The sequence below is a fragment of the Aeromonas sp. 9A genome, assembly GCF_963900955.1.
In the GTDB taxonomy this organism is placed as follows: domain Bacteria; phylum Pseudomonadota; class Gammaproteobacteria; order Enterobacterales; family Aeromonadaceae; genus Aeromonas; species Aeromonas salmonicida.
Map to the genome: position 1 here is coordinate 4,272,787 of NZ_CAWRFG010000001.1, position 13,702 is coordinate 4,286,488.

Consider the following 13,702-nt stretch of genomic DNA (forward strand, 5'->3'; position numbering starts at 1 on the left):
ATTGTCAGGGATCGGGGGGGAAGATGCAAAAGGCGCTTGTTGCCCCTGATGGCGCCGGCGGCAGAATATGCGGGCGGTCGCACATTTGTCCCGGGCACAAAAAAGCCGGTGCAGTTGCACCGGCTAAAAGGCGTTGGAAAACTTGAACCTTCAGGGTATTACCAGTTCTTGCCGAGGCGGGCATCCAGACTGAAGGCCCCTGCACCGGCCGCCGCCAGGGCCAGGAAACCACCGGCCACCGAGACGTTCTTCATAAACATCAACATCTGCATCTGATCCGCAGGCTGATAGTGGAAAATAAAGGCGGCCATCAGGGTAAAACCGGCCAGCAATACGGCGATGCTGCGGGTAAACAGGCCCAAGACCACCGCCAGACCACCACCCAGCTCAAGCAAAATTACCAGCGGCAACATGAACCCGGGTACGCCCATGGCTTCCATATAACCCTGAGTACCGGCATAACCGCCGATCTTGCTCCAGCCTGCCATCACAAACATCAGCGCCAGCAGTACACGACCCACCAGCAGTGCCATATCTCTCATCTTGTCCATTTCAAATTCCTCGTTTTACGTCAAATCACCGCTGACTGCTTCAGGGTAGGTCAAATAACAGGGCTTGGCTGGCACTCGTTGCCACCAGATCCCATTTGGGTTCATCACGACTGAGTACCCCGTCGCCGGGTCGGGCAGCCAGACCGTTGGCGGTCAGCTCCCCTGAAATCATCTGCAGGTAACCGTGTCGGCCAGCCAGCGCCCAGGTGAGACTCTCGCCGGGTTCGAGCTGCAACTGCCATACGCGGGCCTGCTGGCGGATCCTGAAGGATCCTGCTTCGCCATCCGGAGATGCCACCAGGGTCAATCCCGGGTTGGCTTCAATCTTCTTCTGCTGATAACCGGGGGCCGTGCCGTGTTCGTTCGGCTCGATCCAGATTTGCAACAGGGAGAGCGGCTCCGTCTGCGAGGGGTTGTTCTCGCTGTGCCGGATGCCTGACCCGGCGCTCATCAGCTGGAAATCCCCTGCCGGTATCTGCTCGGCATGGCCGAGGCTGTCCTTGTGCTCTATGGTGCCGCTCAGCACGCAGGTCAGGATCTCCATGTTGGCGTGAGGGTGAGTGGCGAAGCCGCCACCGGGTGACACCAGATCCTGGTTGATGACCCGCAGCACCGAGTGTCCCATCCAGTCCGGGTCATAGTAGTGCCCGAACGAAAAACTGTGGCGCGCATCCAGCCAGCCGAAGTTGGCCTTGCCGCGCGCTTCTGCGGCTCTCAATTGCATCATGGTGTGATCCTCACGTACCAAATAGGTCGATTAACGTTGGCGGCCGTCACCCAGACCGAACGGGATGCGGTAGTCACTGCTCTGATCACCCAGGCTGACGGTCAGGTTGCCCTGAGTGCGGCTTGGTATCTTCACCTGCTGAGCGCCCATCAGATTGGCGTGGACAGAGGCAACCAGATCACCGGACTCATCGCGCACTTCCAGCATGGGGTTGGCCTTGCCATCCATCGCAGCGGTTGCATGCCAGTTTACAAACAGCACGCCCGGTGCGGCATTGAGGTCGGCAGGAACAGAAGCCTGTGCAAAACCTGCGGTCATCAGGCCTGCAACGGCCAACATCTTGATTACGTTTTTCATGTTCATTTACTCTCTTGGTATTTGTGTCATTGCCTGGGCCGGTTTGGCCAGAATCAATGCATCCGTGCAAGAGGTTATTCAAATAGTGTGTTGTTCTTTCACCGAAGTCAGACATCCTGATTTACGATGTCACAGCCCGGAACTACCTTTTATTTGGCCGCTCGGCCTTCCTGCCTAAGCGTTGATTGAATATTAAAGTGACTTGGCCTAAGTTGTTATCGAGATAAACTGGCAAACATGTTCAAAAAAATTGAAGGTATGAAATGGCCAAGGAATCGAACAAGGAACGGGCGCTGACCCTGGAGGCGATCCGGGTGCTGGACGCCATCGATCGTCGCGGCAGCTTCGCGGCGGCCGCAGATGAGCTGGGCAAGGTCCCCTCGGCGCTGAGCTACACGGTACAGAAGCTGGAAGACGAGCTGGACGCCATGCTGTTTGATCGCAGCGGCCACAGAACCAAGTTCACCCCGGCCGGCCGCATGCTGCTGGAGCGGGGCCGGGTACTGCTGGAGGCAGCCGAACATCTGGTGGGCGAAACCCGGGCGCTGGCCCGGGGCTGGGAAACCGACATCACCATAGCCGTTGATGCCCTGGTGCCGGTACAGGCGCTCTATCCCCTGGTTGAAAGACTGGCCGAGTTGACGGATACCCGATTGAGGTTTCGCGCCGAAGTGCTGGCGGGCAGCTGGGAGTGTCTGGAAGATGGCCGCGCAGACCTGCTCATTTCCTCTCTCAACCCTGACATCATGATGACCGGCATCAAGCATCAGGCGCTGCAGGAAGAGGTGATGCTCTATGTCGCCCACCCGGATCACCCACTGCACCAGGAGCCCGAGCCCCTGGCGGACGAGACGCTGCGCCGCTACCGCGCCATAGCGGTAGCCGACTCTGCACTGCGCAAACCCGTGCTCACCTATCGCCTGCTGGACAAGCAGCCACGCCTCACCGTCAGCACAATGACAGAGAAGCGTGATGCCCTGCTGGCGGGAATAGGTGTCGGCACCATGCCACTGAGCTGGATAGAAGAGGACATCAAGGCCGGTCGGCTCAAGGTGATCAGCCCCGAATATCGTCACCAGATCCAGGTCGTGCTGGCCTGGCGCCGCGATACCATGGGCAAGGCCAAGAGCTGGCTGGTGCGGGAGATCCCCAAACTGTTTCCCTGCAAGGGAGAGTAAGACAGGGAACACTCAGCATGACAAACGGAGGCGGCGCTCGCCTCTGCTTGACGGCGGGCTCAAATTCGGGGAAAAGAAAAAAAGCGGACCTCTTGCGAGTTCCGCTCAATGCCAGGAAAGAATAAAAACCTTGCGGTTTAAAAAACCCTTAAATTGGAAGCAAACAATCGTTTTCTCAACCAGGAAGGTCTTGAATCCGATTCGTTTTGAATTATGCGCGATGTTTTATGCATCACCAGTAAAATGTTGAACGGTTGAAGGATATGCACCGCTGAGTATCACTATCTGCAACCTTCATCGCTAACTGGTCTGGCCATTTCAATCGTTTTCAACGGGTTTATTTCCTCTGGTTTTTTTAAGTGTCAATATCTGAGCCCATAACCAGAAAAGAACTCAGTTTCTGACACAACATAAAGATGCAGATAAAGGAATAGTTGCATGACCTATAGCCAGACCCTGGCCAACCACATTCTCGACACCCTGAAGAAGACCCTGACCGACAAGGGGATCCGCTATCAGACCCTGGCAGAAGCCATGGGCGTCTCCATCGCCACCGTCAAACGCATGATGAACAAGCCCTCCCTGCCGTTCGATACCCTGCTGGAGATCTGCCACCTGGTGGGACTCTCGTTCGAGGAGCTGCTGGACCGTACCCAGGATGTCCAGAGCCGCCGGGCCGTCTTCACCCAGGAGCAGGACGAGGCGTTTCACAAGGAGCCGGGGCTTTATGCCTTTCTCGCCAACATCTTCTGGCGCGACAAGACCCTGATCGATCTCAAGCGGGAGTACAGCCTGACCGATGCCTCCTGCTACCTCTACCTGCGCAAGCTGGAGAAGCTCGGCATCTTGCAGCTCGGCATCGACAACAGCTACCACTTCCTCATCAGCGAGCGCATCAGCTTCGAGCAGCACAGTCGCTTCGCCCGCCAGCAGGCACGCCAGGCCATGTCGGTGCTGGGTGACTATCTGGTGGAGAACATGCACAAGTCCAACAACTACATGGCGCTGTGCCAGCTTCATCTGGACGAGAGCGAGGCCATGGCACTGATCGAGCGGATGAAGGAGTACTGGCATCAGGAACTCAAGCTCAACCGCCCCGCCATCGGCCAGCGGGAGGGCAGCAAGACCTACACAATGTCGCTGCAGCTGGCGGACTGCGGTTATCAGAGCTTCGACGACCTGATCCCCAATATCGATAACTGATCCCGGCGGATCCTGCGGGATCCGCTGCGCTGATTGGGGCCTACTCGGTGAGTTGAGTTTGCTGCGATCTGCCTGCGACCGGCTGCAACGCCCGCGTATCCAGACAGATGCGGATCGCATCCGGCCGCCAGTGCTCGATATCGCAATCCACCAGCCCCCCTCTCTCGTCATAGTTGACCCGCACCAGCCGCAGCACAGGGCTCCCTTCCGCCAGATTGAGGGAGCGGGCTATGGTGCCCCGCGCCGCCGAGGGGGTGATCTCGAGGCTGGCCCCGCCCTGGCCTATGCCATAGCGCTGCTGATAAAGCTCGGTGAGGGAGCTGGCCAGCGGCGCACTGGCGATATCGGGAAAACGACTGGCCAGCAGATGGTGGCTGACGTGGAGCACGGGGCGATCGTCGATCAGGCGCAGGCGGCGGATCTCGTAAAGCGGCGTGAAGGGATCCAGCCCCATCCAGTGACACAGCTCGCTGCTGGCCAGGGCGCTGCCGTGGGCCAGCACCCGGGTCTCGGCGATACGCTGCTGCTCGCCGATCCACTGGTGGAAATGGGTATGGATGGCGGGATCATAGGTGAGTCTGGGCGGTGCCACGAACCAGCCACGCCGCTCGGCCCGGTAGATAAGGCCATCCGCTTCCAGGCTCGACAGTGCCTCCTTGATGGTGATGCGGGTGGTGGCAAAGCGCTCGCTCAAGGCCCGTTCGGCGGGCAGCTGCTGCCCCGCCGCCAGCTGGCCGCTGCCGATATAGCGGCGCAGGGTCTGGCAAATCTGTTCACACTTGGAGGGGCTCCGGCCAGCGGCCATACCCTGCTCGCTCAATCGCAACTCAGTCACTGTCACATCCCCTGGTCATTCAGGTTTGTTTACGGCTGGAGTAGACCAGCGTCTATTGGCCCTGAGTTGTAACCCGTCTGGATGACAGTGCCATGACAGCCCAATTGTCATCAAACTGCCATCAAAACGCCCCGCCACCGTCATATTCCCCCTCTAGCATCCCTCTCGAACCTTAACTGACCTAGTCCAGAGGGATGGGATGATGAAAAGCGTGATCGCAAGTGCACTGGCCCTGGTGGCCATCAGCCAACCACTGTTTGCAGCCGAAAATATCGCGGATCTTGAGAAGGCCGCCCGCGGCGAAGGCCAGCTCCACAGCATCGGCATGCCCGACAGCTGGGCCAACTGGAAGGACACCTGGCAGCAGTTGGGCAATATCTACGGTATCAAGCATCAGGATACCGACATGAGCTCGGCCCAGGAGATCGCCAAGTTTGCCGCCGAGAAGGCCAACGCCACCGCCGACATCGGTGACGTGGGCGGCGCCTTCGGTCCGGTCGCGGTCAAGCAGGGAGTTACCCAGCCTTACAAACCCTCCACCTGGGCAGACATTCCAAACTGGGCCAAGGATGCGGACGGTCACTGGATGCTGGCCTATACCGGCACCATCGCCTTCCTCATCAACAAGGATCTGGTCAAGGCCGCCCCCACCAGCTGGCAATCCCTGCTCGGCGGTGACTACAAGGTGACCCTGGGTGATGTGGGCGTCGCTTCCCAGGCCAACAACGGCGTGCTGGCGGCGGCCTATGCCACCGGCGGCAGCGAGAAAAACCTGAAACCCGCGCTCGAGCTGTTCGGCCAGCTGGCCAAACAGGGACGCCTCTCCCTGAACGACCCTTCCATCGCCAATATCGAGAAGGGTGAAGTGGAAGTGGGTGTGCTGTGGGACTTCAACGCACTGAACTACCGCGACAAGATAGACCCCAAGAAGTTTGATGTGGTTATCCCGAACGACGGCTCCGTCATCGCCGGCTACACCACCATCATCAACAAGTGGGCCAAGAACCCCAACGCCGCCAAGCTGGCGCGGGAATACATCCTCTCGGACGCAGGTCAAATCAACCTGGCCCGTGGCTACGCCCGTCCCATCCGCAGCAATGTGGTATTGCCGTATGACGTGAAAGCCAAGCTGTTGCCTGCCGAGCAGTATGCCAATGCCAAGCCGGTGCAGGATCATGCAGCCTGGGAACAGAGCTCCAAGGCCCTGCCGCGCCAGTGGCAGGAAACCGTCATGATCAACATGCAGTAAGGGTATCCAGTGCAACACAAGGTGATAGTGGTACTTGTGGATGGCCTGTCTGCCGAGGTAGCCCACACAATGGGCTACCTCACAGGCATGGTGGAGGCGGAGCGCGGCTTGTATACGACCCTGAGCTGCGCCCTGCCCTCCCTATCCCGGCCGCTCTACGAGTGCATCCTGACCGGCGTACCGCCAGTGGCCAGCGGCATCACCCACAACGGTGTCAGTCGCTTGAGCCAGCATGAATCCATCTTCCATCTCGCCCGAGCCAGCGGCAAGCGCACGGCAGCCGCCGCCTATTACTGGGTGAGCGAACTTTACAACCGCAGCCCCTGGCTGGCGCTACGGGATCGCTATACCCATGATGAACAGCTGCCTATCCAGCACGGCTGCTTCTACTGGGATGACAGCTACCCTGACAGCCATCTGCTGATGGATGGGGAATGGCTGCGAACCCAGCATGACCCCGATTTTCTGCTGATCCACCCCATGGGAGTGGACGATGCGGGCCACCAGTTTGGCCTGGACTCGCGCCAGTACCGCAACCAGGCGCGCCGCATGGACAGTCTGCTGGCCGATCTGCTGCCCCAGTGGCTGGGGGAAGGTTACCAAGTACTGGTGACCTCGGATCACGGCATGAACAACGACTTGAGCCACGGCGGCACCTTGCCCGAGGAGCGCACTGTGCCGCTCTGGCTGTTTGGCGATGCCTTTGTGGCTCAGTGGCCTGCCGGACCTGCCTTGCAACAAACCCAGCTCTGCGGCCTGATGGCCGACTTGCTTGGCGTTGCCCATGACAAGCCTAGCGGCCTGCTGCTGCTCAAGGCTGCCTGCCTGCGCGAGGTGCACTGATGATCTCTGCCGCCACAAGGATCCTGCCGGATCAAGCCGTGATCCCGCGTCAAGCCCGTCGCCACTGGCTGCCTGCGCTGGTACTGCTGCCGTTTTTCCTCTTGATGATACTGTTCCAGCTCGCCCCCATGGTGTGGGTGCTGGTGGGCAGCTTTCAAACCCCGGATGACTGGGGCCTGGATCATTACCGGGAGATCCTGAGCTCCCCCTTCTACCTGCAATCCTTCACCAACTCATTGCGCATCGCCGGTATCGCCAGTTTGGCGGGGCTTGCCATCGGCACCCTGGGGGCAGCGGCGCTGCGCCAGAGCGGTGAGCGGGTCAAGCGAACCCTGCTGGCGTTTGTCACCATGACCAGCAACTTCAGCGGTGTGCCGCTGGCGTTCGCCTTCATCATCATTCTCGGCATCAACGGCGCCATCACACTGCTGCTAAAATCCTGGGGCTGGATCGACGGTTTCAACCTCTACTCAGGGGCTGGTCTCATCCTCATCTACACCTATTTCCAGATCCCCCTCGCCCTGCTGCTGCTCTACCCGGCGTTCGATGCACTGCAGGATGACTGGCCCCAGGCCGCCGCCCTGCTGGGGGCCAGCAAGAGGCAGTATGTGTGGCACGTGGCACTGCCGGTGCTGACGCCAGCACTGCTCGGTACTCTCATCATACTGTTTGCCAATGCAGTGGGAGCCTATGCCTCGGCCTATGCCCTCACCACGGGCAACTTCAACCTGGTGACCATACGGGTGGCCAGTCTGGTCTCCGGCGACATCTTCCTCGAACCCAATCTGGCGGCGGCGCTGGCGGTGATCCTGATGGTGCTGCTGGGAGTGGTGACGGCGGCAAATCAATGGCTGCTCAAGCGCAGCTACCATGCGAAGGGAAATTCCCATGAGTGAACTCCAACCAAGCTGGCCGCGCTGGGTGCTGAGCATCCTGGTAGCAACCCTGCTGCTGCCACTGCTGGCGACCCTGCTCTACTCCCTCTCCACCCGCTGGGGGGCGACTCTGATGCCGGACGGCTTCACGCTGGAATGGTATCTGCAACTGTGGGGGGATCCGCGCTTCCTGGCTGCCTTCGGCCGCAGCCTGTTTGTCTGCTTCGCTACCCTGCTGCTGGGCACCCTGGTGCTGGTCCCGACCGTGCTGGTGGTGGCCTACTACTTCCCCAAGCTGGATCCCTGGATGAACCTGCTGATCCTGCTCCCCTTTGCGGTGCCGCCCGTGGTCTCCTCGGTGGGGTTGCTGCAGATCTACGCCGACGGCCCGCTGCCGATTATCGGTACGCCCTGGATCCTGGTAGGCACCTGGTTCACGGTGGTGCTCCCCTTTATGTATCGGGCGCTGGCCAACAGCTTGCAGGGCGTGCCGCTCCGGGATCTGATGGATGCCGCCCACCTGCTGGGGGCAAGCAGCACACGCGCCTTCGCCCTGGTGGTGCTGCCAAATCTGCGCAAGGGGCTGCTGGCGGCGCTGTTTCTCTCCCTCTCCTTCCTGCTTGGTGAGTTCGTGTTTGCCAACATGCTGGTGGGCACCCGTTACGAAACCCTGCAGGTCTATCTCTACAACATGCGCGCCACCTCGGGCCACTTCACCAGCGCGCTGGTGATGAGCTACTTCCTGCTGACCCTGCTGCTCACCTGGGCGGCGAACAGATTCCATCGGTGATCCCATATGTTCCATCTAGAAGTAAGCCAACTGCACAAATCCTACGGCGAGACCAAGGTCTTCGAAGGGATCGAATTCGGCATCCGCAAGGGGGAGCTGGTGACCCTGCTCGGCCCCTCCGGCTGCGGCAAATCCACCCTGCTGCGGGCGCTGGCCGGGCTGACGCCGGTCGATGGCGGTCAGGTACGGGTGGCCGGTGAGGACATCACCTGGCAGGCGCCCCAGAAGCGTGGCATCGGCATGGTGTTCCAGAGCTATGCCCTGTTCCCCAACATGACGGTGTGGGACAACGTGGCCTTCGGCCTGAAAATGAAGCCCCAGCCGGGACGGGAGCTGGCCGCCAGCGTGCAGGAGGCCTTGAGTCTGGTGGAGCTGGATGGCTTCGAGCGCCGCTATCCGGGCGAGCTCTCCGGCGGCCAGCGCCAGCGGGTCGCCCTCGCCCGGGCCCTGGTGGTACGGCCGCGGATCCTGCTGTTGGATGAACCCCTCTCTGCGCTGGATGCCCGCATCCGCCGCAGCCTGCGATTGCAGATCCGCGAGATCCAGCAGCGGCTCGAGCTCACCACCATCTTCGTCACCCACGATCAGGAAGAGGCGCTGACCATGTCGGATCGGGTGTTCCTGATGAACAAGGGATCCATCGTCCAGAGCGGCACGCCGGAAGAGATCTACACCCGTCCCGCCAGCGAGTTCGTGGCGAGCTTTATCGGCCACTACAACCTGCTGCCCCCCGAGCAGGCCAAGTCGCTGTTCGGCCCCCGTTTTCGCGGCACCCTGGCGCTGCGACCCGAGTCCATCAACCTGTTGCCTGCGGGGGAGCAGAGCCTTGATCCCTGCCTGCCCGGCGTCATTCGCCAGCAGCAGTTGCTCGGCAACATCATCCGCTATCAGGTGGAGTGCGAAGCGGGGCTCTTGACGGTGGATACCCTCAATCGCTCGGCCCGCGACCTGTTGCCGGTGGGCACGGCCGTCACCCTGGCGGTGGCCCGGGATCAGCTGTGTGAGGTAGCATAAGCGATGGATTACGCCCTATTTAAAGCGGCGAGCGGCCAACATGCCGCCCGTCAATCATCACAGTTATGGATAGCTAGGAGCAGGCATGGCGCTGGCACTGTTTGATTTGGACGAGACCCTGATTGCCGGGGATTCCGCCAGCCTCTGGCTGGAATACATGGTGGCTCAGGAGCTGGCCCCGGCGGGCATGATCGCCGAGGAGCAGGCCATGATGTCCCTCTACCATCAGGGCAAGATGGATATGCAGGAGTACATGGCGTTCACCCTGCAGCCCCTGGTGGGCAAGTCACGTCAGTGGCTCGGCCAGCAATGCCACCACTTCGCCGAGCAGGTGTTGCGGGAGCGGATCTACCCCCAAGGGTTGGCACGCATCGAGTGGCATCGTCAACGCGGTGACACGCTGGTGCTGATCTCGGCCTCCGGCGAGCATCTGGTGGCGCCCATGGCGCAGATGCTGGGGATGGATCACTGCGTCGCCATACTGCTGGATGAAGAGGAGGGTCGGCTGACCGGCCAGACCCGCGGCACCCTGAGTTTTCAGGAGGGCAAGGTAGTACGCATCAACCAGCTGTTTGCCACAGACGCAGCCCCCTGGCAGGAGAGCTTTGGTTACAGCGACTCCCACAACGATCTGCCGCTGCTGAAGGCCGTGGCCCACCCCCATGCGGTCAATCCGGCCCCCGGCCTGCGGCAAGTCGCCGCCGAACACGACTGGCCCACCCTTGACTGGCAGCTGGCCAGCTGAATGAAGAAGAGGCCTTCAGGCCTCTTCGTTGCTCAACACGCTGTCGTTGGGCGGGATCCCCTTCTCGGCGACCGTTTCGTGCAGGCTGCCCAGATAGATGCGGTTCTTGCCATCGCGCTTGGCGTGATAGACCTCGGCGTCGGCCACCGCCAACAGGGTCTTGCCATGCGCTATCTCGCCGCTGGCCACCAGCCCGCCACTGAAGGTGATCTTGAGGCCGGGTTCACGCCAATCCAGTGACTCCACCCCCTTGCGAAACTGCTCCAGCAACATCTGGCAGAAGTGGATGTCCGGATTCGCCATCAGCACCACCAGCTCTTCCCCGCCGTAACGGCAGACCCAACCGTGATCCCCCAGCAGTTGCATACCCAGCTGTGATACTCGCTTGAGCACTACATCCCCGGTCTGGTGGCCATAGGTGTCGTTGACCAGCTTGAAGTTATCGAGATCGAGCATGGCCAGACAGAAGGGCTGGCGCTCAATCAGCAGGCGATTCAAACGCTCGTCGAAGAAACGACGGTTGTAGAGACCGGTCAGCTTGTCCAGATTGGCCTGCTGGCGGGCCTCGTGATAATCCTTGCCCGCCTCGGCCAGCTCGGCATAGACATGCTTGAGCTCCTGCATTCCCCCCTGGGGCACATCGTCGGGTTGGGTCCGGCTGGCCCGGATCATGGAGGAAATCTCATTGAGCATGCGGCGAAAATAGCGGGACCACACCAGCGCCAGCATCACATAGAGCACGCAGGCCAGCGCTACCATCAGCAATACGTTGAGGGAGACCCTGTCGACCACCGCCTGAACACTGGCCGCGGGTTGCACGCTGATGAGCACCCAGTTCCGCTCCGGCAACTTGCTGTAAGCCACAAACAACTGGGAATCCTTGTCCAGAAAGATGCCGTCCTCCCGATTGAAACGGGAAAGCCATTGAGGATGGTCCATGGGCTTGAGCAACCGGGCGGGATCCGGGTGTACCAGCACCTTGCCTGACTGGTTGACGATCATCTGGTAACCATTGTCAGCCTGCCGGTTCAACTGGGCCGAGAAAGGCGCCAGAATGGCATCGACCGCAAAGACCCCTTGCACCTTGCCACTCTGGTCAGTCAGGGCCCGCGCCAGCGCTATGACCAGATTGCCATTGATGTAGTCGTAGTAGGGCTCGGTCCAGACCATTTCGCCCACATGCTGGCTGGCCAGCTGATACCAGGGCCGAACCCTGGGATCGAACTGGGCATCTGCCTGCCATTCGGGGTAGATCAGCATCTGGCGCTCGGCCGTGCCGACATAGATGTAGATCAGGTCAGCCATGACCCCCTTGTAAAGCTGCCAGGCCTTCAGGTAGGAATCTGTGTTGTGCAGGCGGGGGCCGCTGATATCGTCCACCTTCACCTGGTCATAGATCAGCGTAAACTGTCGTTCCATCTCGTGGAGATAGGGCTCGATAAAGACGTGGCGCAGCTGGTGATTGGTGGCGAGCAGACGCTGCTGCAACTCGTTTTGCAGGCTGCGTTCCATATGCAGATAGTAGATGCCGCCCAGCATCAAAACGGGAATGAACAGCAGCAGCAAACCCAGCCGCATTCTGGCAACCAGAGACCAGGTTTTTTTGGAGACGACACGCTTGCCCAAACAGGACTCCTGCTACCACCAGACATGATGTAATGTCAGAATATCAGCCCGACCGGATGGCGTCCAAAAGGAAGCTCACTATGTTATTAATCAGAAGGATCTGTCACGGATGCTGAACCCGGACCTGCTGATGGCACTGCACTATTGCGCCGTGATCACCCTGACAGGGGCGATCACTTCCGAGTATTTCCTGTTCCGGCGCGGCATGTCCATCGAGCAGGTACGCAAGCTTTTACTGGCCGACGGTCTGGCAGCGCTGGCCCTGCTACTCATCTTCATCACGGGTGTCTTGCAAGTGCTCGCTCACCCGGACCAACCCGCAATACTGCTCGCCAACCCTGGCTATCGTACCAAGCTGCTGCTGTTTTTCCTGATGGCCATCAGTTTCGGCTACCCCAGCCGCCTCTTCTATCGCTGGCGCCGCTCCCTGCGTCATGGCCGGGCCCCTATGGTCTCCATCCAGCAGCAGTTCTGGGTGATCTGGATCCTGCGCGGCAATCTGTTGCTGCTCGCCCTGATCCCTCTGCTGGCAAGCCTTGCCAATAGCTGATGTGATACGGCTCCTGCGTAGTCGTTCTCTCTTCACATAAGCCAGCCCTGGCGAGCCAAACTCGCGAGCCGCTAAAGACAAATCCCCCCGCACACGGTTATCTTGGTGGCTGGCGCCGTGAGGATGGGCGCCCGCCACTTTCTCAGGGATGAATCCGTATGCGTTCGAACATGATGTTATTGATGGCCGCCGCCATCTGGGGGCTGGGCTTCGTCGCCCAGCGCCTGGGGATGGATCACATGGGGCCTTACACCTTCAATGGCCTGCGCTTCCTGCTCGGCGCCGCCTCTCTACTGCCACTGCTGTGGTGGCTCAAGTCTCGCCAGCCCGCGGGTCAGTCCGACGATCGTCGCCTGCTGCTGACCGGGGGCCTGCTCGCCGGAGCCGTGCTGTTCAGTGCCGCCTCCCTGCAACAGGTGGGGCTGCTCTATACCACGGCTGCCAAAGCGGGTTTCATAACGGGTCTCTACATCATACTGGTGCCGGTGATCGGGCTGGCCCTGCGTCACAAGACAGGGACCAACACCTGGGTCGGCGCCCTCATCGCCATGGCGGGGCTCTATTACCTCAGCGTGACCGAGGACTTCACCATAGGCTATGGCGATCTGCTACAAGTCGCGGGCGCCCTGTTCTGGGCCATTCACCTGCTGGTACTGGATCACTATTCGAGTCGGGTCGCGCCGATCCGGTTGGCGGGTGTGCAGTTCCTGGTGTGCGGCCTGCTCAGCCTGGCCGTCGCCTTCACCATAGAGATGCCGACTATCAGCGGCGCCGTGGCCGGGTGGCAGGCGCTGCTTTACGCCGGTCTGGTGTCGGTCGGGGTCGGCTACACATTGCAGGTGGTGGGTCAGCGCGGTGCCCATCCTGCCCACGCAGCCATCATCCTCAGTCTGGAGACGGTATTCGCCGCCATCGGCGGTGTGCTGCTGCTTGGCGAAATCCTCGATAAGCGGGCTATCGTCGGCTGCGCCCTGATGCTGGCAGGCATGCTCATCTCTCAGGTGCGCCTGCGCTGGTGGTGGAAATCGCGCAAGGATCGCCTGCCGAAGCAGGGCTAACGGCGCGGCGCGCGCGGCATTGCACAGAACGAAGCCAAAAAGAGGAGCCATATCGGCTCCTCTTTTTATTGCACTCGTTGTTACACCCACAATGTTACGTT

At 60.5% G+C, this 13,702-nt stretch carries 15 protein-coding genes; 10 read left to right on the forward strand and 5 right to left on the reverse strand.

What is annotated here, in order from left to right; translation table 11 throughout:
• Window positions 1-158: 158 nt before the first annotated feature.
• From AACX78_RS19745 to AACX78_RS19755, 3 genes are read right to left on the reverse strand one after another with little or no spacing between them, the layout of a single operon-like run.
• Complete coding sequence (locus AACX78_RS19745; RefSeq protein WP_058395795.1) at window positions 159-551, reverse strand: DoxX family protein; 393 nt, start codon at window positions 549-551, stop codon at window positions 159-161.
• Between the two features lie 40 nt (window positions 552-591).
• Window positions 592-1,278 carry a pirin family protein gene (locus AACX78_RS19750; RefSeq protein WP_159167176.1) on the reverse strand — a complete coding sequence of 229 codons (687 nt, stop codon included), beginning with the start codon at window positions 1,276-1,278 and terminating at the stop codon, window positions 592-594.
• Window positions 1,279-1,308: 30 nt separating this feature from the next.
• Complete coding sequence (locus AACX78_RS19755) at window positions 1,309-1,641, reverse strand: hypothetical protein (RefSeq protein WP_017411873.1); 333 nt, start codon at window positions 1,639-1,641, stop codon at window positions 1,309-1,311.
• Window positions 1,642-1,898: 257 nt separating this feature from the next.
• Between AACX78_RS19755 and AACX78_RS19760 the strand changes: the two genes are divergently transcribed.
• Both AACX78_RS19760 and AACX78_RS19765 read left to right on the forward strand, forming a co-directional pair.
• Window positions 1,899-2,813, forward strand: coding sequence for a LysR family transcriptional regulator (locus tag AACX78_RS19760; protein WP_159167177.1), 915 nt, complete (start codon window positions 1,899-1,901; stop codon window positions 2,811-2,813).
• A gap of 438 nt (window positions 2,814-3,251) precedes the next feature.
• A complete protein-coding gene (locus AACX78_RS19765) occupies window positions 3,252-4,016 on the forward strand; it encodes a helix-turn-helix domain-containing protein (protein WP_159167178.1) in 765 nt (254 codons plus the stop codon).
• A gap of 40 nt (window positions 4,017-4,056) precedes the next feature.
• Here AACX78_RS19765 and AACX78_RS19770 read toward each other — a convergent pair whose 3' ends face one another.
• Window positions 4,057-4,821, reverse strand: coding sequence for a UTRA domain-containing protein (locus AACX78_RS19770; protein WP_201302962.1), 765 nt, complete (start codon window positions 4,819-4,821; stop codon window positions 4,057-4,059).
• Window positions 4,822-5,053: 232 nt separating this feature from the next.
• Here AACX78_RS19770 and AACX78_RS19775 point away from each other — a divergent pair, with 232 nt between their 5' ends.
• From AACX78_RS19775 to AACX78_RS19800, 6 genes are all read left to right on the forward strand, one after another.
• On the forward strand, window positions 5,054-6,100 hold the full coding sequence (locus AACX78_RS19775; RefSeq protein WP_159167180.1) for an ABC transporter substrate-binding protein: 1,047 nt from the start codon (window positions 5,054-5,056) through the stop codon (window positions 6,098-6,100).
• Between the two features lie 9 nt (window positions 6,101-6,109).
• A complete protein-coding gene (locus tag AACX78_RS19780; RefSeq protein ID WP_159167181.1) occupies window positions 6,110-6,943 on the forward strand; it encodes an alkaline phosphatase family protein in 834 nt (277 codons plus the stop codon).
• Window positions 6,943-7,839 (forward strand): ABC transporter permease, encoded by an 897-nt coding sequence (locus tag AACX78_RS19785; RefSeq protein WP_159167182.1) that lies wholly within the window; start codon window positions 6,943-6,945, stop codon window positions 7,837-7,839. The genes AACX78_RS19780 and AACX78_RS19785 overlap by 1 nt, the downstream gene beginning before the upstream one ends.
• Window positions 7,832-8,608, forward strand: a complete 777-nt coding sequence (locus AACX78_RS19790) for an ABC transporter permease (RefSeq protein ID WP_059113360.1) — start codon at window positions 7,832-7,834, stop codon at window positions 8,606-8,608. Before AACX78_RS19785 ends, AACX78_RS19790 begins: the two co-directional genes overlap by 8 nt.
• A 6-nt stretch (window positions 8,609-8,614) precedes the next feature.
• Entirely contained in the window at window positions 8,615-9,622 is a 1,008-nt protein-coding gene (locus AACX78_RS19795; protein ID WP_159167183.1) for an ABC transporter ATP-binding protein, read from the forward strand.
• An 85-nt stretch (window positions 9,623-9,707) separates the two neighbouring features.
• Complete coding sequence (locus AACX78_RS19800; RefSeq protein WP_159167184.1) at window positions 9,708-10,367, forward strand: HAD family hydrolase; 660 nt, start codon at window positions 9,708-9,710, stop codon at window positions 10,365-10,367.
• Between the two features lie 15 nt (window positions 10,368-10,382).
• Here AACX78_RS19800 and AACX78_RS19805 read toward each other — a convergent pair whose 3' ends face one another.
• Complete coding sequence (locus tag AACX78_RS19805) at window positions 10,383-11,993, reverse strand: sensor domain-containing diguanylate cyclase (RefSeq protein WP_159167185.1); 1,611 nt, start codon at window positions 11,991-11,993, stop codon at window positions 10,383-10,385.
• 109 nt (window positions 11,994-12,102) lie between these two features.
• On the opposite strand from AACX78_RS19805, the gene AACX78_RS19810 reads away from it, so the two are divergent.
• Window positions 12,103-12,543, forward strand: a complete 441-nt coding sequence (locus AACX78_RS19810) for a DUF2214 family protein (protein ID WP_005316642.1) — start codon at window positions 12,103-12,105, stop codon at window positions 12,541-12,543.
• 158 nt (window positions 12,544-12,701) lie between these two features.
• Window positions 12,702-13,601, forward strand: coding sequence for a DMT family transporter (locus AACX78_RS19815; RefSeq protein ID WP_159167186.1), 900 nt, complete (start codon window positions 12,702-12,704; stop codon window positions 13,599-13,601).
• Window positions 13,602-13,702: the final 101 nt, after the last annotated feature.